Below are 20422 nucleotides of genomic sequence, written 5' to 3'. Positions count from 1 at the left end.
TAGTTATTATCAATGTATATTCAATTCTTGTTTTTTCTGTGTGCATCCAGGTAGAAGTCGATATTCTCAATGCTTAAAAAGTTGATAGGCATGTAGTTGCATGGCTTTATTTCCTTTTTTAATATCAAATGGTTGCAAAGGCTTTCAATGCTGTTAAATCCTTGCATGGCAGGTTGTTGGGCAATGATGAAGTCGATGTTTCCTTTTCTGAGGCAATCCACATTGCGTTGCAACAGGTCGTATCCCATTAGATGGAAATCCTTCTTTCCGTGCTTTTCCATATATTCGCCGATAATGTATGCTTTTGAGTTAAACGTGATGCCATATTTGATGTTCGGATATTCCTTGAAAAAACTGTCCAATAGTGTTGGGGCTTTCTCTGGAAGTTTTGCATATAAGTTCAGTTTATGTATGGTTATGTCGGGATGATGTTCTGACATATAGGTATGGAATCCTTCTTCCCTGCGTAATTGTTGGTTCGAACCGAGCTTGCCTTCGCTTATTTGCCTGAAAATGACCAGCTCTTTCGTGCCTTGCATCAGCATGTGCATCATTCGTGCGGCGAAATATCCGCTTTGCTTGGCGTGTTGCCCGTAAAAAGCGAGCGGATTCAGTTCCGGGAGATTCGAGTCTATAAATATATAAGGTATGTCTTGCGCTTGAAGTTCGTTGGTGAACTTTTCTGTTTCCGATTGGATACTGGGCGAAATGACTAGTCCGTCGGGCGATTGTGCCATGAGTTTTTGTCCGGCATCAAAAAAGTCGCCTAAGCTATATTGGTCATAATATTCAGTGACTAAAGAGATATTGAAGTCTGAAAAGGCTTTGACGGCTTGCCTCATTCCGTTTTCCACGTATGTCCAATATTCGCCTTCCGAGTGCACAGGCAATAGGCAGGCAAAGACATATTTCTTGTTCGATGCCAAAGCACTGGCATACATATTGGGCTGGTAGTCAAGTTGCTTTAGGATTTCTTCCACTTTTTTCCGGCTTGTTTCAGATACTCCGCTTCGTCCGTGAAGCACCCGGTCGACGGTGCCTACAGATACTCCAGCCAAGTGGGCTATATCTTTGATTCGGATACGTTCTTCAGGTTTGTCCATGTCTTTATACTTTAAAATAGATGTTCTTAAAGAGGGTTCGTTGTGTATAACGTAAAAAATATCGATACAAATATATTACTTTTTTTGGTATTTAAAAAATAAATCGTACCTTTGTGTGCGTACACAGCGGGGATATTTTTTAGTGTATGCCTTGTTGGGGACAAAATATGATTTAATCAAACTTAGTATAAATAGTATAAAAATTAGTAGTAATGGGAAAAATTGTTACGTTAGGCGAAATTATGCTGAGACTGTCTACTCCGGGAAATACCCGTTTCGTACAGTCTGATAATTTTGATGTTGTTTACGGTGGAGGTGAAGCAAATGTAGCCGTTAGCTGTGCCAACTATGGTCATGATGCTTATTTTGTGACTAAATTGCCTAAACATGAAATCGGACAATGTGCCCTCAACGCATTGCGTAAATATGGCGTAAAGACCGACTATATTGCTCGTGGCGGTGACCGTCTGGGCATCTATTATCTTGAGACAGGTGCTTCGATGCGTCCGAGTAAGGTGATTTACGACCGTGCTCATTCTTCTATTGCTGAAGCCGACCCTTCTGATTTCGATTTTGATGCTATTATGGAAGGTGCCGACTGGTTCCATTGGTCGGGCATTACTCCGGCTATTTCCGATAAGGCTGCCGAGTTGACCCGTTTGGCTTGCGAAGCCGCTAAACGTCATGGAGTAACAGTTTCGGTAGACTTGAATTTCCGTAAGAAATTGTGGACCAAAGAAAAAGCTCAGTCTATCATGCGCCCGTTGATGCAATATGTAGACGTATGTATCGGTAACGAAGAAGACGCCGAACTTTGCTTGGGATTCAAGCCCGATGCAGATGTAGAAGGCGGAAAGACTGATGCCGAAGGCTATAAAGGAATCTTTACCGCTATGGCAAAAGAATTCGGATTCAAGTATGTCATCTCTACGTTGCGCGAATCATTCTCGGCTACTCATAACGGTTGGAAGGCGATGATTTACAACGGCGAAGAATTCTATACTTCAAAACGTTACGACATCAACCCGATTATCGACCGTGTAGGTGGCGGCGATTCCTTCTCAGGCGGTATCATCCACGGATTGTTGACCAAGCCTAACCAAGGCGAAGCATTGGAATTTGCCGTAGCCGCTTCTGCATTGAAACACACCATCAACGGTGATTTCAACCTCGTATCGGTAGAAGAAGTGGAAGCTTTGGCTGGCGGTGACGCAAGCGGTCGCGTACAACGCTAAGCTTTAGTTAATAATTAATAGTTAAGAATTAATAACGGTGAGTGTTTCCGAAATGCGGATTGTTCGTTATATCCTCTGTGATGCTCTGTGTCCTCTGTGGTGAATAAATTTGCGTTAATCTGCGAAAATCTGCGTTTCGAATAGCATAAACTTTAAAATTATAAGATTGTGGCAAAATTTGATAAGATAGCCGTGTTGAACAAAATCGGTTCGACCGGTATGGTACCTGTGTTCTACCATAAAGACGCAGAAGTGGCAAAGAAAGTCGTAAAGGCTTGCTATGAGGGCGGTGTACGTGCTTTCGAGTTTACAAACCGTGGCGATTTCGCTCACGAAGTGTTTGCAGAAGTGGTGAAGTTCGCTGCTAAGGAATGCCCGGAAATGGCAATGGGTGTAGGCTCTGTAGTAGACCCTGCTACGGCTGCCCTCTACATTCAGTTGGGAGCTAATTTCGTGGTAGGTCCGTTGTTCAATCCCGAAATCGCTAAAGTATGCAACCGCCGCTTGGTGGCTTATACTCCGGGATGCGGAAGCGTGTCCGAAGTAGGCTTCGCTCAAGAAGTGGGATGCGACCTTTGCAAGATATTCCCGGGCGATGTATTAGGTCCGAAGCTGGTGAAAGGCATGTTAGCTCCGATGCCGTGGTCTAAGTTAATGGTAACCGGCGGTGTAGAGCCGACTCAGGAAAACCTGACCGCTTGGATTAAGGCAGGCGTGTTCTGCGTAGGTATGGGCTCGAAGCTGTTCCCGAAAGACAAGGTAGCGGCTGAAGATTGGGCATACATTACCGATAAATGTAAAGAAGCATTAGGCTATATTGCTGAAGCTCGTAAATAATAAAGAAAGAATCGGAACGAAAGTTCATTTTGTTTAAAGGTGTATAAAGCGAGAGGCATCGCGAGGCGTGCGTGAGCATGTTTTGCGATGCTTTCTTTTTAGGGGTGGGTACTGTCAGAAAGTCAGTTCCATACTGACAAAGATGCATACGGCTTCGTCGGCTTACGAAGCTATATGCATTGGCAGATGAAGCCTGCTTCGTAAGCCGATGAAGCCGTATGCATGAATTAACGCTATATCTGCATGGCAATAAATTCGTAAAGCGATAGTTGGTCGGATAGGTCAATTCCAAGCCGCTGGCGCAGGCGTAAGGTTTTGGTGCGTACCGATGTCGGGTTGATATTGAGGAGGGTTGCTTCATCATTCGTGTCGAATCCGAACATGTAAAGGCAACAGTATGCCCATTCCGAGTCGTTTAGGTCGGGGCAGCGGTTGATGACATAGCGGCGCAATCCGGGATATACCGTTTCCGCTTGCCGTTTGATTTGTTCCCATAGCTGAGGCGTGAGGAGCGGTTTATCGTTTCCGGGTTTCTTTTGCCGTGCCAGTTGATGCAGTTTCTTATAGATAGCCGATGTTTCCAGCATGTTTTGCCGTAGGGTGTGATAGCGGGCGGTCAGCCTCTGCATTTCTTCTTTCATTTCAGTTAATGCCTTTTTTTTAGGAACACGGATGCCCGCATTCCCCTGACAGTTTGTAGGAGAATGAGGACATCCGTGTTTTTTGTTCACGACCTATTGCTGAGCCTTGTGTAGGAATCGTTTCCTCACCCTTTTGCGATGTTCTCCTCTAAAAGACATAATATGCAACTTCCGCCGCCTTTGGGAATACAATTTTTCCCGCTGATGTGAATATTAGTTTAAAAGTTTTCCGAATATGCTTTTTTCTTATAAATTTGCAGCCTAAATTTGGGAAGAAGATTCCTCGACGCAAACAGAAAAGATAAACAAAAAACAGATATGAGTAAGAAATTTACTGAATATTCACAACTGAACCTTTCTGACATCAACAAGGAAGTGTTGAAGAAATGGGACGAGAACGATGTGTTCTCCCGTAGTATGACAGAACGTGAAGGACATCCTTCTTTTGTATTTTACGAAGGTCCTCCCTCGGCAAACGGTATGCCGGGCATTCACCACGTAATGGCACGTACGATTAAAGACACTTTCTGCCGTTATAAGACCATGAAAGGCTTTCAGGTGAAGCGCAAAGCCGGTTGGGACACACACGGATTGCCCGTGGAACTTGGTGTAGAAAAGGCGTTGGGCATTACGAAAGAAGACATAGGCAAGACCATATCGGTGGCTGAATATAACCAGCATTGCCGCACGGACGTGATGAAGTTCACCAAGGAATGGACCGACTTGACTCACAAAATGGGTTATTGGGTAGACCTGAACAATCCGTATATCACGTATGATAACCGCTATATCGAAACTCTGTGGTGGCTCTTGCAACAACTTTATAAGAAAGGCTTGTTGTATAAAGGATATACCATCCAGCCTTATTCTCCGGCGGCAGGTACGGGACTTAGCTCGCACGAACTGAACCAGCCGGGATGTTATCGGGACGTGAAAGACTTGACCGTAGTAGGGCAGTTCAAGATAAAGAACCCGAAACCCGAAATGGCTGAGTGGGGAACTCCTTATTTCTTGGCTTGGACCACGACTCCGTGGACGTTGCCTTCGAATACTGCGCTCTGCGTAGGCCCGAAGATAGATTATGTAGCCGTACAGACTTACAATCCTTATACTTCTGAAAAGATAACGGTAGTGTTGGCAAAGGCTTTGCTTTACACGCACTTCAACAAGAAGGCGGAAGGCATGGCATTGGAAGACTATAAGCCGGGCGATAAGTTAGTGCCGTTCAAAGTGGTAGGCGAATATAAAGGGCCGGACTTGGTAGGCATGGAATACGAACAACTCTTCCCGTGGGTGAAACCTGTAGAATTGGACGAAGATGGAAACTGGCGCGACGCTTCTGCCAAAGCCTTCCGTGTCATTCCGGGTGATTATGTGACCGTAGAAGACGGTACGGGTATCGTACACATCGCTCCTACCTTCGGTGCAGACGATGCTTTCGTGGCAAAAGCCGCCGGCATCCCTTCGCTCTTCATGATTAACAAGAAAGGCGAGACACGCCCGATGGTTGACCTGACCGGAAAATTCTACCTGCTGGATGAACTGGACGAAAAGTTTGTTGCCGAATGTGTGAATGCCGATATATATAAGGAGTATCAAGGCAGATGGGTGAAGAACGCATACGACCCTGCCTTCACCGTCGATGGCAAATATGATGAGAAGGCTGCGCAAGCGGCTGAGTCACTCGATGTATATATCTGCATGAAGATGAAGCAAGCGAATCAGGCATTCAAGATGGAAAAGCACGTGCACAACTATCCGCACTGCTGGCGTACCGACAAGCCGGTGCTCTATTATCCGCTCGATAGCTGGTTTATCCGCTCTACGGCATGCAAGGAACGGATGATAGAACTGAACAAGACCATCAACTGGAAACCGGAATCAACGGGTACGGGACGTTTCGGCAAATGGCTGGAGAACCTGAACGACTGGAACTTGAGCCGTTCGCGTTATTGGGGAACTCCGCTTCCTATCTGGCGCGATGAAGACGGTGCGGAAATCTGCATCGGTTCGGTGGAAGAATTGTATAATGAAATTGAGAAATCGGTTGAGGCTGGCTTTATGACGGAAAATCCGTATAAGAAGTTGGGCTTCGTGCCGGGCAAATATACGAAAGAGAATTACAATAAGATAGACCTGCACCGTCCTTACGTAGACGACATCATCCTGGTTTCGCCCGCAGGTAAACCGATGAAGCGTGAAGCGGACTTGATTGATGTTTGGTTTGATTCGGGTTCGATGCCCTACGCGCAATTGCATTATCCGTTTGAAAATAAAGAACTGATAGATAGCGGTTCGTATTATCCGGCTGATTTCATTGCCGAAGGTGTAGACCAGACCCGCGGTTGGTTCTTTACGTTGCACGCCATTGCCACAATGGTATTCGATAGCGTAGCATATAAGAATGTGATTTCGAACGGCTTGGTATTGGATAAGAACGGAAACAAGATGTCCAAGCGTTTGGGTAATGCGGTAGACCCGTTCAGTACTATCGAGAAATTCGGTTCTGACCCCTTGCGCTGGTACATGATAACGAACTCGGCTCCGTGGGATAACCTGAAGTTTGACACGGAAGGAGTAGACGAAGTGCGCCGCAAGTTCTTCGGCACCTTATATAATACGTATTCGTTCTTTGCGCTTTATGCCAATGTGGACGGATTTACGTATGCCGAGAAGAATGTGCCCGTATCAGAACGTCCGGAAATCGACCGCTGGATTTTGTCTTTGCTCAATTCGTTGATAAAGGATGTAGACGCTTGCTTCAATGATTATGAGCCTACGAAGGCAGGACGCTTGATTACGGATTTTGTAAACGATAATTTGAGTAACTGGTATGTGCGTCTGAACCGGAAACGTTTTTGGGGAAGTGCGATGTCGCAAGACAAGCTTTCGGCTTACCAGACCTTATATACTTGTCTGGAAACGGTGGCTAAGCTCATGGCTCCGATTGCTCCGTTCTATGCCGACCGCCTGTATATGGACCTGATTAAGGTGACGGAGCGTGACCATGTGGTATCGGTACACTTGGCTAATTTCCCTGAAGCGGATGAAAGTCTGATAGACAAGGAATTGGAAGCCCGTATGCAGATGGCACAAGATGTCACTTCCATGATTTTGGCTTTGCGCCGCAAGGTGAATATCAAGGTGCGCCAGCCGTTGCAATGTATTATGGTGCCCGTAGTGGATGAAGACCAGAAACGTCACATTGAAGCTGTAAAAGACCTGATTCTGAACGAAGTGAATGTAAAAGAACTCCAATTCGTGGAAGAAGCGGGTGTATTGGTGAAGAAAGTAAAATGCGACTTCAAGAAGTTGGGTCCGAAATTCGGAAAGCGCATGAAAGCCGTAGCCGCAGGTGTAGGCGAGATGTCGCAGGAAGCTATTGCCGAACTGGAACGGAACGGGAAATACACACTCCAATTGGCAGACGGAGAAGCTCTTATCGAGACTTCGGATGTAGAAATCTATAGCGAAGATATTCCGGGCTGGCTGGTAGCGAATGAAGGTAAGCTGACCGTAGCTCTTGAAGTGACAATTACCGAAGAATTGCGCCGTGAAGGCATAGCCCGCGAACTGGTGAACCGCATCCAGAACATCCGAAAGAGTAACGGATTTGAAATAACGGATAAGATTCATATCATGTTGTCAAAAAATCCGAATACCGATGATGCGGTAAAAGAATATAATACGTATATTTGTAACCAAGTATTGGCGAACTCCTTGGAATTGACCAATGAGGTGCCGGGTGGTGTTGAACTGAACTTTGATGATTTCATATTGTATGTGAAAGTGTCGAAACTCTAATTATTAACTTTAAAATACTTAATCATTATGGCTGAAAAAACAAGATACTCTGACGCTGAACTCGAAGAATTCCGCGCCATTATCATGGACAAACTTCAGCTCGCGGAACGCGACTATGAAAAATTAAAAAGCAGTATCATGAATACTGACGGTAATGACACGGATGATACTTCTCCCACATATAAAGTGCTGGAAGAAGGAGCCAATACATTATCGAAGGAAGAGACAACCCGTTTGGCTGCCCGCCAGTTGAAGTTCATTCAGAATTTGCGTGCCGCATTGGTGCGTATCGAGAATAAGACGTATGGCATCTGCCGCGAGACCGGGAAATTGATTCCGAAAGAACGTCTGCGTGCCGTGCCTCATGCTACGTTGAGCATTGAGGCGAAAAACCATGGCGTAAAATAAGTTCAATTGACAATTGATAATTGACAATTGATAATTCATTTTGCATATCATTGTCAATTGTCAATTGTCCATTGTCAATTGCAAAAAAGAGGATAAATGAAGAAAATTCTGACCCAAGGACGCTTGGCGGCTTTGATTGTTTTATTGGTATTAGTAATTGATCAGGTAATCAAGATTTGTGTAAAGACGGGAATGTATCTGCATGAGCATATTCACATTACCGATTGGTTTTATATCTTTTTTACGGAGAACAACGGGATGGCTTTCGGTATGGAGTTCCTTCCCAAGATATTCCTTACCTTGTTTCGGATTGTGGCGGTATGTTTTATCACGTGGTATTTGTATAAGCTTACCCATAGGGAAGAGAAACTGAAGACGGGGTATGTTGTATGTTTGGCGTTTATCCTTGCAGGTGCTTTGGGGAATATCATTGATTGTGTCTTTTATGGAGAGATATTTAGTGCAAGCACTCCTTATTCGATAGCCCAATGGGTGCCGGTAGGAGAGGGATATGCCGATTGGTTGCATGGAAAAGTGGTTGATATGTTCTATTTCCCGATTATTGACACTTATTGGCCCGAATGGATGCCCTTTTGCGGAGGCGAGCATTTCATATTCTTCAGTCCGATATTCAATTTTGCCGATGCTTCAATCAGTTGCGGCATGATTGCCTTATTGATTTTTTATAGCCATACCTTAGGGCAAGAATTTCAGAAGAAGGAAGAAATAAAGCAAGAAAAAGCGTAAGTCATGAAGAAGAAAGGATTGTATATGGTGATTGCTTTGGGAGTTTTGTCCGCATGTGGAAAAAAGATTCCCGATGATATTATCCAGCCGGATGCGATGCAGGATTTGTTGTATGATTATCATTTGGCTTCCACCATGAGCAGTTCGTTGCCTTATACAGAATCGTATCAGAAAGATGCTTATTTTGACTATGTTTTTCAGAAACACCATGTGACCGAAGCCGAGTTTGATTCATCTATGGTTTGGTACACCCGTCATGCCGAAGAATTAGCTACGATTTACCGGAGTCTTCAGGAACGTTTGGAGCGTGAAGAAAAACAAATGAAGGAGCAGGTGGCAAAACGGGATAATCAGATTGATGTATCTATGTCGGGCGATACGGTTGATGTATGGCAAGACCGTACATTGTATTGGCTTTCCACTTCTTCGCTGACCAATAAAGTGGTGTTCGACTTAAAGACCGATACCACCTTCAAGCCTCAGGATGCTATGGAACTTCAAGCCGATTTCCATTTCATACCATCGAAAGCGGTATCAGGCAAAGCCGTTATGGCACTTAATTTCTATTTCGATAACGATAGTGTGCAAGGCTTGACCCGCATCGTAACCCGTCCGGGCAAGCAACGCTTGTATCTGCGTCCCGATTCGGCATTTACTATTCAAAGCATCAGCGGATTCATTTATTATTCGAACAATGAGCATCCCGACGCTTCTTTACTGGTTGATGACATTCGTCTGACCCGTTATCATAATCATGAGATGCCGCAAGAACTAGTTGATACATTGAAGCAGGAACGAGATACGCTTCAGGCTTCAAGAGCAGGCGTGAGGACGATAGAGAACAAGAAATTGCAGCCCATGCGGAAAATGGAGAATCGGAAATGAGACGGATTGCGGCACATCGTATCTATCTTCTTCCTCAAGCGGAATGGCGGTCTGCATCAGTCATTGAATTGAATGAGGCGGGAGAAGTCGTCCGTGTATCTCCCTTAACAGAAGAAGGTGCGCATATCGAGTGGCTTTCGGGCGAAATTATCGTGTCTCCTTTTCCTCTTGTCAGGGAATCCCAAGAAAACTTTCAGGCTTTTTTGTCTCGCATCACGAAACAAGCAAAGGCGTATGCGGACAGTGTCCCGCGTCGGGCTTACCGAATATTATCCTCTTCTTCGGAATTCAGCGCATACGATTGCAGTGGCTATCGCTACATTCAATGATTCGCTTGTGGGTCTTCCTTGTGGGTAATTGGGTATAAGCAGGCGGTGTGAAATACATTGGGCTATCGGCATGCTGATGCCGTTCCCCTCATTTCCCATGACGATGATTCCCCGGTTTTCCAATGTCTCTTTATAGAGGTCTTTCCCGTCTAAGAACGTGCCGAACAACGGAATCCCTTGTGTGGAGGCAGACTGGATAAAATCAGGCAAATCGCAATAATGGAATTTTACTCGTGCAATGGCTCCCATCGTGGCTTGTACTGTTTTGGGATTATAGATATCGGCGGTGCCTTTTGAGCAGAAAATATGTTCAATGCCGAACCAGTCCGCTATCCGGGCGATAGTGCCTACATTTCCGGGGTCTTGCACATCATCCAATGCCAGGCATAACGAACGGGAGGCGATGCTTGCGTCCCATTCATAATGGGGCTGCTCGAATACTGCCAATACTTCTTGCGGGGTTTTCTGAAGGCTGGCACGCGAGAGTTCTTCTTCGCTCACTTCGATTATTTCTCCGGCACACAAGTCCGGATATTGTTCAAGCCAAGCTTTAGTGCCCGCTACCAGCCGGCACGGGAAATGTGCTAACAATTCTCCTACCAATTTGGGACCTTCTGCCAGAAAGGCTTGTTCTTCTTTCCGGTTCTTTTTCAGTTCCAGTGAACGGATGTATTTTATCTTATTTTTACTGAGCATGTCGGTTTTCTTCTAAAAATACCAAATATTCTTGGCAAAGCTAAGAAGATATTTTCAATAATTGCCTATCTTTGTCGGACAAATTTGCATTGTTCCCCATTTGATATATGAATAAACCGCTTGCGATAGTATTTCTTTTGGCTTTTCTCGTCCTGATGCTGGCTGGGTGTTCGGTCAGCAAGTTCATTCCGGAGGGGAGTTATTTGCTGGACAATGTAAAGATAGAATCCGACAATAAAGAAATCAAGCCTTCTCAAATGAATTTGTATGTCCGCCAGAAATCCAATGCCAAATGGTTCAGTCTGGTGAAGCTTCCCATGTATATTTACGGAGCATCGGGATTGGATTCTACCAAATGGATGAACCGTTTTTGGCGGAAGTTGGGAGAAGCTCCCGTTATTTATGATTCTGTTTTAGCCGAAGAGACCCGAAGCGAAATGGAAAAGGCTGTACAGAACATGGGATATATGAGTGCGTCGGTCAGTTTGCGAGAGGTGAGTGACGGAAATCGCATGAAGGTGTATTATACAGTCCGTTCGGGTGAACCGTATGTGGTAGACCGTTTGGCATACGACATTTCGGATGCAAAGATAGCGAATTATCTGGCGCAAGATTCGATACACGCAAGTTTGTACGAAGGTATGCGTTTCGATGTCAATGTGCTCGACGCCGAACGCCAACGCATCACTCAGTACCTGCAAGATAGGGGATATTACCGGTTTAATAAAGATTTCATTATGTATCAGGCAGATACGATGCTGAATACGCGTAAGGTGGACTTGACTTTGAAACTCCTTCCTTACCAGCGTACGAAGGAAGACCCTCCTCAGCCGCACCGCCAATACAAACTTCGTAATGTCCATTATATTTTGGATGTGGATTTCGCTACGTTATCCGAAGATGCGTTGCAGGGATTGGATTCGATATGTTCGGGAGGTGTTGGTTTGTTTTATAAAGGTAAGCCTTTTCTGCGCCCGAGGGTGGTGACGGACTATAATTACTTGAAGCCTGGGAATCTGTATCGGAATCGGAATGTGCAGGACACGTATTCGGCATTGGGGCGTTTGTCCATTTTGAAATATTCGAATATCCGGTTTGATGAAGTGAATTTACCGAATGACTCTACCCAATTGGATGCATACGTCTTTTTGTCGAAAAATAAGAAAAAATCATTGTCTTTCGAGATTGAAGGTACAAACTCTGCCGGAGACTTGGGAGCTGCGGCATCTGTGTCTTTTACACATCGCAATTTGTTTAAAGGGTCAGAAACATTTACGCTGGAACTTCGTGGGGCATACGAGGCGGTGAGCGGACTGGAAGGTTATGCAAATAGCAATTACATGGAATATGGTGTAGAGAGTAGCTTGAACTTTCCCGAATTTATGTTCCCGTTCTTGTCTTCCGATTTTAAGCGTCGCATCCGCGCCACTTCGGAAGTCAGCGTGAAATACAATTGGCAAATCCGTCCCGAATTTGAACGCACATTGGCAGCTGCTGCATGGAGTTACCGGTGGAGCCGTAGAGGGAAAGCGACCCATCGCTTCGATTTGCTTGACATCAACTACATCTATATGCCTTATACATCGGATGCTTTCAATGCGTATTTGGACCGCATGGATGAAATAAACCCCTTGTTGCGGCATAGTTATGAGGATTTGTTTATCGTTCGTTTGGGCTATACCTATACATATAATAGTGCCGGAGGAAATGCGATGAATGCAGCCAAACATAATTCGTATTCGATTCGTTTCAATATCGAGGAGTCGGGTAACCTGCTTTACGGACTTTCCAGAATGATACACAAGAAACCTAAATATGGCGAAGCATATCAATTGGCGAATATTGACTTTGCCCAGTATGTGAAAATGGATATTGATTTCGCCAAGAATTTTGTGATTGACGAACGCAATTCGCTGGTGTTCCATGCGGGATTGGGCATAGCCTGCCCGTATGGGAATTCGAAAAGCCTGCCTTTTGAAAAACTTTATTTTTCAGGTGGTGCCAATAGTGTGCGCGGCTGGAGGGTACGTTCGTTAGGTCCCGGTTCGTATCGAGGCGACGGGAATACAATTGATTATGTAAACCATACGGGTGATATCAAGCTTGATTTGAATGTGGAATACCGCACATATCTGTTCTGGAAGCTGAACGGAGCCGTTTTCATCGATGCCGGAAATGTGTGGAACATTCGTTCGCAAGGGACACAAACCGAAGGCGTGTTTAAGTTCAACCGTTTCTATAAGCAACTGGCTGTATCTTACGGGCTGGGTATCCGGTTTGATTTGGATTTCTTGATTTTACGTTTCGACGGAGGTATGAAAGCTATTAATCCGATGTATACGGGTAAAGACCGTTATCCGATTATTTCGCCCGATTTTGGACGGGATTTCGCTTTTCATTTTGCCGTTGGTTATCCGTTCTGATAATTGATAAAACTGAAAGATAAAATGGAATATGTAAGACATTTGTATACTGAAGAAGAGTTAAAGACTTTATTTAAGTGGTTTGATGCTCAGGTATTGCCCGATACGATGCAACTGGATAATGCGACTTATATTCCCGATGTTCGGGAAACGTTGTCACGTTTAAAAGACCAAGCGGTATTATGTCGTGAAAATCCGAAAATGCAAGGATGTATTATTTTGTTGGAACGTATTAAAGCGAAACTGGAAAATAAAAAGAATTAAGGATGAAGAATTAAGAATAGATTTGTATACATTCACTTATTCTTCATTCTTAATTCTTCATTTTTATTCTTCATTTTTCTCTGTTTTCACTTGGGCTTCTTCCGCATTGTCCGGATCGATGTTATAGACAGGTCTTGACTGAGGTATGGTGAAGTCTTTGTCGGCAAAAAGTTCTGCCAGTCCTGATATTTGTTTCAGGCGTAAAAGCTCGTCACGATCCATGCCGATATTTTTCATAATCCATTGGTCGCTCATGCCGGCTTTGTCCAGTTCAGAGACGATATGCGACATCAAGTCTACGTTGTGCGTGCCTCGTGCGCGGTTATGGCGGATAGTTGAACCCATACGGTTTGACAGGTCTTTATCAATGACTACGACCGGAAGTAAACCCTTTTCACGTTCGTAGATGCGTTTCGACCTTTTCAGAACGGTATAGCGGTGGAAACCGTCCACGATGATGTATTTGTCGTTCTCGTGGTCGTAATAGCATACGCACGGCATGGTGAATCCATCTTCCCAAATGGAAAGTTCCAATAGTTTCATTTCGGGCGGAGCCACTACATTGGGGTTATAGTCGTTTGCGCATACTTTCTCAATTGGTACGGCAATTACGTTATATACAGGGCTTTTATAATTGTTTTCTGGAAATAGCTCCAGTGTTTCTTCTTTTTTTTTCATCTCCAAATATGTTTATAATTCTCCATGATTTTGTTCTTTTTGCTGATTTCTTCTTTGGTAGGCGAGAATCCCATATACTTACATGCATGGTCGTTGCGTAAGATGCAGATGCACATTCGTTTGTAGGTCGGGATTTCTCTGAATTCGGCAATGTCGATATCTTCCAGATATTCCATGCGGACAGGGTGCTTAGTGGTCTTGTAGTTGCTTTTGTTGATGACTTCGATAGGAATCTTGGCATCAAGCAGCTTCTGGATAACCTCATCGCTCAGGCATCCTCCTTTTGTGCGCCAGAACTTGATGCTTACATCCAGGCGGCGCAGGTATCCGTTACGGGTTTCTTCAGGAAGTGTAGAAAGAAGGAAGAACATGAACGATTTCCATGTATAGCCTTTCGGTAGTTTGATTTTATGGCGTGCTGTGGCATGGCTGGAGCCATAAATAGCGGCGAAGTTCACTCCGTTTACGCGTCCTATCATGTGTCCCCAGGTGTCGGGGTCGATAGCTTTGTAGAGCGAGAGGCTTTCAATGGCTTCGCTAATGAACGGGCTTGCTACGCGCATACGTTCAATGCTTACGCCTGCTTTGTAGTAGAGGTTGTACAAATGATTGTAATCCCAGCCGAACTTGCCGTTAGCAGTCCATACGTCCGTGGTACGCCAGTCGTATATAGGATAAGCATTATAGATGTCGTTATTGATTTTGCATGTCCAAATATACTTGTAATACAAAAGTGCTTTCGGAGTTTGGTAAATACATCGCCAGCGGTTGAAACTTTCTTGTGTACGGATACCCACGAGGCAACACGTACGTGAGGCTTTTTTCTTTTGATGAAGCCAGTTGGCAAAATAGATTTGGAAATCGTAATCCCACATTTCTGGCTTGAATCCGGGAAAGTTATCTACGGTCATGGCATTCTTCGGCAATTTGCGCACCCATATATCTTTTTTATCCTCTTCCCAGGGACGCCAATAGGATTGGTACATCGAAGTGCTGGTTGCCACGCGGAAAGGCACGCATATCCGGTATACTTCTAGAACGTCTTTGTTGGCTTCAAAAATACGGTCCACGTAGTCGATAGTCATCTTATACTGTACCTCATAGTCCATGTGGTAAACGCCGATTTTACGGTTCAGTTTATGTTTCCGTACATAGTCGATGCATAGGTTTAGCAATACACCGCTGTCTTTTCCTCCCGAAAAAGATACATAGATATTATCAAATTCTTTGAAAATAACGTCCAGTCGTTCTTGTGCCAGTTCGTAAACGTTTTTTCTTATAGGCTGTTCTTTCTTCATTTAGTTTTTTGCATTTTAAGGTAAAGTTTCCATTCTTTGGTTGTGGTGAAACCTTGTTCTTTGAAAAGAGCTGCGTGTTGTATTTGTGCCAAAGCGGTCAGCGGAGGCATTTCATCGGTCATATCTTGCTTTACGGCATCAAGCAGCCAGCCAAGGATTTCATCGTGCCCTTCTGCTTGTGCATAATAATTGTTGATAAGTGTTTCGCTGTTTTTGTGTTCGAGGGGGATAAAGCCCACGGCTTCACCGTTCTCTTTGTCTACGGCTACATACCATTCGAAATTTTTTGTCGTCTTGAAGGGGTAGCGGTTGTTATATTTCAATACAGCAGGATTCATAACCAGCGGACCTACCAGTGGGTACAATTCTTTAGCGGTGCCGTCTATTTTGTAGATTTGTATAGTCATAGCTTGGATCATATTTATTTCTTTATGCAAAGATACAGCATCTCTTTCATACAACAATGGATTAAAAACGGGTAGGCGTGAAAATCTGTTAATGAAACTGGCATTTTTTAGGATAAATCATATTCGCATAAATATCAAATTTAGGCTGAAAGCGAGAGAGAGATAAAAGATAACCGTAATTTGTATCACACGCATATATATGTATAAACTATTTCATACAAATGAATATGCGAAAACAAATAGCTGCACTACACCGCGCAAACAGGTGCGTCGGGGTAGTGCATGATTCAAAACTTTTTTGTACCTTTGTAAGGTAAACCAAAACTAATGCTATGACTCGATTTATCTCCAGCGATAAGGTGATTTCAACTTGTAAATGTCTGCATTTTTTAACTACTCTATTTCGGGCATAAGAACCCTAAGATGCTTTGCATCAGGCGGGCGCGGGCGTCTTCTTCACGGATGCACTCGAAGGGGAAGCCGAGGGCGAAAACACGGTGGATGCCCGGATAGGCTACGGCGGCACCGGCGTTCGTGTCCGCATAGAGGTAGGCGGTAAAGGCTCCGGCGGAGGGCGTCAGGCTTTCGGGCGAGGGCACGGCGTAGGTCTCGGCATCGGCACGGCGGGCGATGCGGAAACGGAGACGGGTGCCGTAGACCTCATCGGCGGGCGAATGGCGCAGGCTGCCCCCGTAGGTATAATGAAGGACATTGCGCAGGAACGTTTCGCTTGCCATGCGGCTTCCGGTGTAGGTGCCGCTCACGAGGAGGTTTCCGCCCGCTTCGCAATAGGCGGTGAGTGCCCGTTCGGTGGCGGGACTGAGGGGACGGTCTTCGGCACCGCGGATAAAGTCGACGATGGGGTACGGACGGAGGTCGGTAGAGCCGCTTTCGAGGGTCTCGGCACTGCACGACACGAACGACCAGCCTCCCGCTTGCTGGATGGCTTTGCCGTGGACGAAGGGATAGTCGAAGGTGTTTCCGGCGATGCGCTTGCCTTCCAGTTCGCTTCCGCTATAGCCCAGTCCGCCTTCGGTCTCGATGCCGGTGCGCGAGCGGTCGAAGCTCTGCTGGTATCCGCAGAAGGCGGTGGTGCCGATATAAGGTATGCCGGGGTCTGCCGCGATGTCGAAGCCTTGGCGGGTGGCGGTCTCTACGGTAGCGGGCGCGGAGGTGCGGCGGAATCCGTTTACGATGAGCACGGTGCCGCGGCTATGGGGGGCACGGTATGCCGAGAGGGTTTCGGAAGGGAAGCTCTCGCCGCCCCGGTTGACCGCCGTGACGCGGAAGCTGTAGACGATGCCCGGTTCGGCTTCGAAGGTATAGCGGGGCTCGCGCACGTAGGTACCGTTATCGAATCCGCCTCGCCCCACACGGGTATAGACCACGTAGCCTTCCGCGCGTGCGGTAGGTTCGAGCGGGTCTTCGGCGGGAGTCCAGCGCAACTGGAAGGTGTTCCGCTTCTTGCCCTCGTCGATGGCGAAGTGGGTGACGGGCAGGGGCTGGACGGTGTATCGCGCGCCGTGCATCGTGGCGAGGTATTTCAGCATCGTCTTATAGACCGAGCGGGCTACGGTGAACTTAAACGCAGGGTCGTAGCCCATCCGCAGGTCGGCGAAGTTTTGGTGCGAGAGGGTTTCTAATATCACCGAAGGCACGGCAGGCAGGCGCGTCTCGCTATAGTTGCGGTTCCACATCCCGCGGCGTGTCCAGCGGATGCCAAAGCGTGAGTCGATGTCGCGCTTCAGTCCCGTGAGGAGCATGTCGGCAAGGTCGCGCGAGGCGTAGCGTGAAACTCCGCTGGCTAATTTCCCTTCGTTGAAGCGGGTGGTATAGATGCCCAGTGAGCCTACGAAGGTGTCGTCCGCCTTGAATCCGGCATCGCTATGCAGGGCGAAGCTCAGCTCGAAGGGGATGCCGAGGCCTTTCTCGTGCGGGTTGAACACCGAGCCTCCGCTCAGGTAGTTGAGCATGAGCGAGCGGGTGTTGATGTCGTCGTTGTAGTCGTTCTTGCCTTCGCTCTTGCTATAGACCGCGTAAGGCATGCCTGCCCATTGCGCCCAGTAGCGTGCTCCTTCCGCCCACCGGGGCATTCCGCTGGTGCGTCCTCCGCGGGCGATGTTGCCCATGCCGCCTCCGAAGCGCACGGCATCGGCGCATACCACGCCGTCCTGCTTGCTCTCGTTGCTGAGCACTACCATGCCGTAATCGTTCATGCCCGCATCGAATTCGAAGGTGCCCAAGTAGACCCACGTGCCGCCTCCGATGCGCTGGTTCACGCGGAACTCGGTCACTCCTCCGTTGTGGAACACGAGGTATTTGGCATCGGTCACGCTCGTGGGGAGCGACTGGTAGCTCACGTACACGGCGTAGCGTCCCTTTTCGGGGATATTGGGAATCCATTCGGCAAACGCCTTTTCAGGTTTCTTGTGGGTGGGGATGAGGCGTGCGCTACCGTCGCGGAACGGGTTTTGCCCGTCGGTATAGGTGGCTTTCCGCCAGGCGAATCCGGGCGCAGGTGTGTCTTGCCACACGTATTTCCGCTTGTAGTCCACTTCTAAGTAGCGGCTTCCGGGCGTGCAGGTGTTGTTGTCTACGATGACTTCGTGCTCCTGTTCGTCCCGTTCGCGGGGGGTGAACACCACGGCTCCTGCGTTCTCCAACATCGGGATGAGGTAGGGGACTACGATGGAGCGCGTGTAGAGGTCTTCGCATGTGCCGAAGAGGCGGGGGCGTTGCCAGCGCCATTCGCCCGTCTTGTTCTGATAGAAACGTCCGTGGCTTTGCCAAAGGGCGATGTGCCTTCCTTCCAGTCCTTGCGTAATGCGGAAGGGGCGCGAGAGGTTCTCGGTCCATGCGTCTCCCCGGTAGCTGATGTCTCCGTAGAGGCGGCTCTTGTCCTTGCCTTTCTCCCGGTAGGCGTTGGGGACGAGATGCCCGATGGGCATACCGTCGGCGTAGAGGGTGATGTCGTAGTAGTTTACCGGACCGGGAAGCGACTGGCGGAGGGTGCGGTAGATGGCTTCTACGTTCGCTTCGGTAAAGGGTTGGTACCCGAAAGCGTCGTTGGCATATACGTGCAGGGTTTTCTTCTGATGGTCGATGTCGAAACGGTCGAGCCGGCATGTGCCTATATCGGCATTGCTGGTCTGATAATTCGTAAAGAAGTTTTCCAGCCGTTCTTCCACGTTCTTTTCGAGGCTTTGCGCCGGTGCGTGGAGGGTGAAAAAGCAAAGCAGGAGTATGAAGTTGAAGCGTTTCATGTCAGTTAATAGTTGATAATTAATAGTTAATAGTGAAAATGAATATCCGCAAAAACAATGTAGGGGCGTATTGCATACGCCCGAATGCACCAACTATACAGGTGGATGTTTTCAGGGCGTATGCGATACGCCCCTGCAAGTAATCTGGTGAAATGCGGTCATTCATTTTTGGTGAAAGACTAATGACGTTATGACCATATCAATCACTACCGTTATTAATACTTCACTATTCATTATTAACTATACGTTCTCTCCTAAGTCGAACCGTTCGGGATGTTTGCCTTTGAACGGCTTGAAGTAGAGCTTGATTTCGCGCATGTCCCGTTCGATGTCTCCGCTGGCATACAGGTATTTTTCGGCTCGGATGCATTTCTTCTCGTAATCGATGCCCACGAGCACGATGGGGATTTCCGCTCCTTGTGCGATGTAGTAGAAGCCCCGTTTCCAGTTCGGATTGGGCGAGCGGGTGCCTTCGGGCGTGATGGCGAGGTGGAATTTCTTGCTTTCCTTTGCCTGCCGGATAATCTGGTCGACCAGCGATGTATGCTTGTCGCGCCGCACGGGGATGCCTCCCATCCACCGGAACAGGATGCCCAAGGGGAAGAAGAACCATTCTTTCTTCATCATGAAGCCCGACTCGCGCCCAATGGCGGAGATGAAGAGCTTGCCTATGAAAAGGTCCCAGTTGGTGGTATGCGGTGCGGCGCAGAACACGCATTTGTCGAAATCCGGAATCGAGACATGCGCTTTCCAGCCTAATACCTTATAATAAATGAATCGGCAGAGGGCTTGTTTCATGCTTGTTCTTTATCGGCTAATTCATCTGTTTTGGTGAAGATAGCATCGATTCCTTTCGCGAAATCGGTTCTCAGTTTTTTATAGAACTCTTTCACGTTGCCCGGTTCGGTATGGCTGATGCGGCTCACGATGTCGTTGTGCAGGTCGATGATATCTGCCAAAAGCTGGTCGTATGCCGGGCGTTTCTCTTCCTTGGCACGGCTTATTTCCCACAAGATGAAGCCTGTTACAGAGCCTGATGTATACTTGACGAATTTCTTAAGTTCTCTTCTCTTTGCCATAATCGTATGTATTTAAAAGTTGATAATAGGGTTGATTGTGGTGTAAAGATAAGGCTTTTGGTTGAAATAACCGCTTTGTTTGCGAAAAAAATCTTTTATGAATGTTCGCAAATATCCAATGTAGGGGCGGGGGTTGCCCGCCCTGATACATCAACGGATATATCTGTGGACGCATTCGGGCAGGCAAACCCTGCCCCTACAAGCGCTTTTGCGTCTCTGCGTTTGATTGACCGAATGTACAAACTGATGCCGTATGCAGTAATTTTTTGCGGCATACTTTTTGAGATTCCAAAAAAAAGAACGAAATTTGCGTGTTAGAAAAAAG

Annotated in this window: 19 protein-coding genes; 10 read left to right on the top strand and 9 right to left on the bottom strand. The window is 46.7% G+C overall.

The features are described from left to right. Positions 1–20 precede the first annotated feature (20 nt). Positions 21–1103 (bottom strand): substrate-binding domain-containing protein, encoded by a 1083-nt coding sequence (locus B5F91_RS03860; protein WP_087427785.1) that lies wholly within the window; start codon positions 1101–1103, stop codon positions 21–23. Between the two features lie 212 nt (positions 1104–1315). Here B5F91_RS03860 and B5F91_RS03855 point away from each other — a divergent pair, with 212 nt between their 5' ends. Continuing rightward, positions 1316–2338 carry a sugar kinase gene (locus tag B5F91_RS03855; RefSeq protein ID WP_087427784.1) on the top strand — a complete coding sequence of 341 codons (1023 nt, stop codon included), beginning with the start codon at positions 1316–1318 and terminating at the stop codon, positions 2336–2338. 168 nt (positions 2339–2506) lie between these two features. Continuing rightward, on the top strand, positions 2507–3175 hold the full coding sequence (locus B5F91_RS03850; protein WP_087427783.1) for a bifunctional 4-hydroxy-2-oxoglutarate aldolase/2-dehydro-3-deoxy-phosphogluconate aldolase: 669 nt from the start codon (positions 2507–2509) through the stop codon (positions 3173–3175). Between the two features lie 233 nt (positions 3176–3408). Here the strand turns inward: B5F91_RS03850 and B5F91_RS03845 are convergent, their stop codons facing one another. After that, positions 3409–3816 (bottom strand): hypothetical protein, encoded by a 408-nt coding sequence (locus tag B5F91_RS03845; protein ID WP_144025069.1) that lies wholly within the window; start codon positions 3814–3816, stop codon positions 3409–3411. Between the two features lie 318 nt (positions 3817–4134). On the opposite strand from B5F91_RS03845, the gene ileS reads away from it, so the two are divergent. The 5 genes from ileS to B5F91_RS14845 all read left to right on the top strand — a co-directional run bounded on the left by ileS (position 4135) and on the right by B5F91_RS14845 (position 9989). Beyond that, positions 4135–7620, top strand: coding sequence for an isoleucine--tRNA ligase (ileS, locus tag B5F91_RS03840; protein ID WP_087427810.1), 3486 nt, complete (start codon positions 4135–4137; stop codon positions 7618–7620). A 27-nt stretch (positions 7621–7647) separates the two neighbouring features. Further along, a complete protein-coding gene (locus B5F91_RS03835) occupies positions 7648–8028 on the top strand; it encodes a TraR/DksA C4-type zinc finger protein (protein ID WP_087427781.1) in 381 nt (126 codons plus the stop codon). A 96-nt stretch (positions 8029–8124) separates the two neighbouring features. Continuing rightward, positions 8125–8775 (top strand): lipoprotein signal peptidase, encoded by a 651-nt coding sequence (locus B5F91_RS03830; RefSeq protein ID WP_087427780.1) that lies wholly within the window; start codon positions 8125–8127, stop codon positions 8773–8775. 3 nt (positions 8776–8778) lie between these two features. Continuing rightward, a complete protein-coding gene (locus tag B5F91_RS03825; protein WP_087427779.1) occupies positions 8779–9660 on the top strand; it encodes a DUF4296 domain-containing protein in 882 nt (293 codons plus the stop codon). Next, entirely contained in the window at positions 9657–9989 is a 333-nt protein-coding gene (locus tag B5F91_RS14845) for a hypothetical protein (RefSeq protein ID WP_144025068.1), read from the top strand. The genes B5F91_RS03825 and B5F91_RS14845 overlap by 4 nt, the downstream gene beginning before the upstream one ends. Here the strand turns inward: B5F91_RS14845 and B5F91_RS03820 are convergent. Continuing rightward, complete coding sequence (locus tag B5F91_RS03820) at positions 9930–10685, bottom strand: RNA methyltransferase (protein ID WP_087427778.1); 756 nt, start codon at positions 10683–10685, stop codon at positions 9930–9932. The two genes, B5F91_RS14845 and B5F91_RS03820, sit on opposite strands and share 60 nt — an antisense overlap. A 107-nt stretch (positions 10686–10792) precedes the next feature. Here B5F91_RS03820 and B5F91_RS03815 point away from each other — a divergent pair, with 107 nt between their 5' ends. Next, entirely contained in the window at positions 10793–13108 is a 2316-nt protein-coding gene (locus tag B5F91_RS03815; RefSeq protein WP_087427777.1) for a BamA/TamA family outer membrane protein, read from the top strand. A 24-nt stretch (positions 13109–13132) separates the two neighbouring features. Continuing rightward, positions 13133–13372, top strand: a complete 240-nt coding sequence (locus tag B5F91_RS03810; RefSeq protein WP_087427809.1) for a hypothetical protein — start codon at positions 13133–13135, stop codon at positions 13370–13372. 63 nt (positions 13373–13435) lie between these two features. Here B5F91_RS03810 and B5F91_RS03805 read toward each other — a convergent pair whose 3' ends face one another. The 6 genes from B5F91_RS03805 to B5F91_RS03780 form a co-directional block, all read right to left on the bottom strand. Then, on the bottom strand, positions 13436–14050 hold the full coding sequence (locus tag B5F91_RS03805) for a ParB/RepB/Spo0J family partition protein (RefSeq protein WP_087427776.1): 615 nt from the start codon (positions 14048–14050) through the stop codon (positions 13436–13438). Next, a complete protein-coding gene (locus B5F91_RS03800; protein ID WP_087427775.1) occupies positions 14047–15348 on the bottom strand; it encodes a DUF3440 domain-containing protein in 1302 nt (433 codons plus the stop codon). The genes B5F91_RS03805 and B5F91_RS03800 overlap by 4 nt, the downstream gene beginning before the upstream one ends. Beyond that, positions 15345–15755 (bottom strand): hypothetical protein, encoded by a 411-nt coding sequence (locus B5F91_RS03795; RefSeq protein WP_087427808.1) that lies wholly within the window; start codon positions 15753–15755, stop codon positions 15345–15347. Before B5F91_RS03795 ends, B5F91_RS03800 begins: the two co-directional genes overlap by 4 nt. A gap of 398 nt (positions 15756–16153) precedes the next feature. Continuing rightward, a complete protein-coding gene (locus B5F91_RS03790) occupies positions 16154–19018 on the bottom strand; it encodes a xanthan lyase (protein ID WP_087427774.1) in 2865 nt (954 codons plus the stop codon). Between the two features lie 240 nt (positions 19019–19258). Next, positions 19259–19816 carry a 1-acyl-sn-glycerol-3-phosphate acyltransferase gene (locus B5F91_RS03785; RefSeq protein WP_087427773.1) on the bottom strand — a complete coding sequence of 186 codons (558 nt, stop codon included), beginning with the start codon at positions 19814–19816 and terminating at the stop codon, positions 19259–19261. Further along, a complete protein-coding gene (locus B5F91_RS03780) occupies positions 19813–20097 on the bottom strand; it encodes a hypothetical protein (protein ID WP_087427772.1) in 285 nt (94 codons plus the stop codon). The genes B5F91_RS03785 and B5F91_RS03780 overlap by 4 nt, the downstream gene beginning before the upstream one ends. A gap of 6 nt (positions 20098–20103) precedes the next feature. On the opposite strand from B5F91_RS03780, the gene B5F91_RS03775 reads away from it, so the two are divergent. Beyond that, entirely contained in the window at positions 20104–20415 is a 312-nt protein-coding gene (locus B5F91_RS03775; protein ID WP_087427771.1) for a hypothetical protein, read from the top strand. Positions 20416–20422 lie beyond the last annotated feature (7 nt).

The organism is Bacteroides sp. An322, from assembly GCF_002161765.1.
Taxonomy (GTDB): Bacteria; Bacteroidota; Bacteroidia; order Bacteroidales; family Bacteroidaceae; genus Phocaeicola; species Phocaeicola merdavium.
Note: the sequence above shows the minus strand (reverse complement) of the source record. Positions and strands in the feature narration are given on the sequence as shown.

What these genes read in the sequence shown, in the direction of transcription:
- B5F91_RS03800 (WP_087427775.1), bottom strand. Translation starts at nt 15,348, where the DNA reads ATGAAGAAAGAACAGCCTATAAGAAAAAACGTTTACGAACTGGCACAA.
- ileS (WP_087427810.1), top strand. Translation starts at nt 4,135, where the DNA reads ATGAGTAAGAAATTTACTGAATATTCACAACTGAACCTTTCTGACATC.
- B5F91_RS03790 (WP_087427774.1), bottom strand. Translation starts at nt 19,018, where the DNA reads ATGAAACGCTTCAACTTCATACTCCTGCTTTGCTTTTTCACCCTCCAC.
- B5F91_RS03855 (WP_087427784.1), top strand. Translation starts at nt 1,316, where the DNA reads ATGGGAAAAATTGTTACGTTAGGCGAAATTATGCTGAGACTGTCTACT.
- B5F91_RS03780 (WP_087427772.1), bottom strand. Translation starts at nt 20,097, where the DNA reads ATGGCAAAGAGAAGAGAACTTAAGAAATTCGTCAAGTATACATCAGGC.
- B5F91_RS03785 (WP_087427773.1), bottom strand. Translation starts at nt 19,816, where the DNA reads ATGAAACAAGCCCTCTGCCGATTCATTTATTATAAGGTATTAGGCTGG.
- B5F91_RS14845 (WP_144025068.1), top strand. Translation starts at nt 9,657, where the DNA reads ATGAGACGGATTGCGGCACATCGTATCTATCTTCTTCCTCAAGCGGAA.
- B5F91_RS03805 (WP_087427776.1), bottom strand. Translation starts at nt 14,050, where the DNA reads ATGAAAAAAAAAGAAGAAACACTGGAGCTATTTCCAGAAAACAATTAT.
- B5F91_RS03845 (WP_144025069.1), bottom strand. Translation starts at nt 3,816, where the DNA reads ATGAAAGAAGAAATGCAGAGGCTGACCGCCCGCTATCACACCCTACGG.
- B5F91_RS03860 (WP_087427785.1), bottom strand. Translation starts at nt 1,103, where the DNA reads ATGGACAAACCTGAAGAACGTATCCGAATCAAAGATATAGCCCACTTG.
- B5F91_RS03820 (WP_087427778.1), bottom strand. Translation starts at nt 10,685, where the DNA reads ATGCTCAGTAAAAATAAGATAAAATACATCCGTTCACTGGAACTGAAA.
- B5F91_RS03775 (WP_087427771.1), top strand. Translation starts at nt 20,104, where the DNA reads ATGTATTTAAAAGTTGATAATAGGGTTGATTGTGGTGTAAAGATAAGG.
- B5F91_RS03795 (WP_087427808.1), bottom strand. Translation starts at nt 15,755, where the DNA reads ATGACTATACAAATCTACAAAATAGACGGCACCGCTAAAGAATTGTAC.
- B5F91_RS03830 (WP_087427780.1), top strand. Translation starts at nt 8,125, where the DNA reads ATGAAGAAAATTCTGACCCAAGGACGCTTGGCGGCTTTGATTGTTTTA.
- B5F91_RS03815 (WP_087427777.1), top strand. Translation starts at nt 10,793, where the DNA reads ATGAATAAACCGCTTGCGATAGTATTTCTTTTGGCTTTTCTCGTCCTG.
- B5F91_RS03810 (WP_087427809.1), top strand. Translation starts at nt 13,133, where the DNA reads ATGGAATATGTAAGACATTTGTATACTGAAGAAGAGTTAAAGACTTTA.
- B5F91_RS03835 (WP_087427781.1), top strand. Translation starts at nt 7,648, where the DNA reads ATGGCTGAAAAAACAAGATACTCTGACGCTGAACTCGAAGAATTCCGC.
- B5F91_RS03825 (WP_087427779.1), top strand. Translation starts at nt 8,779, where the DNA reads ATGAAGAAGAAAGGATTGTATATGGTGATTGCTTTGGGAGTTTTGTCC.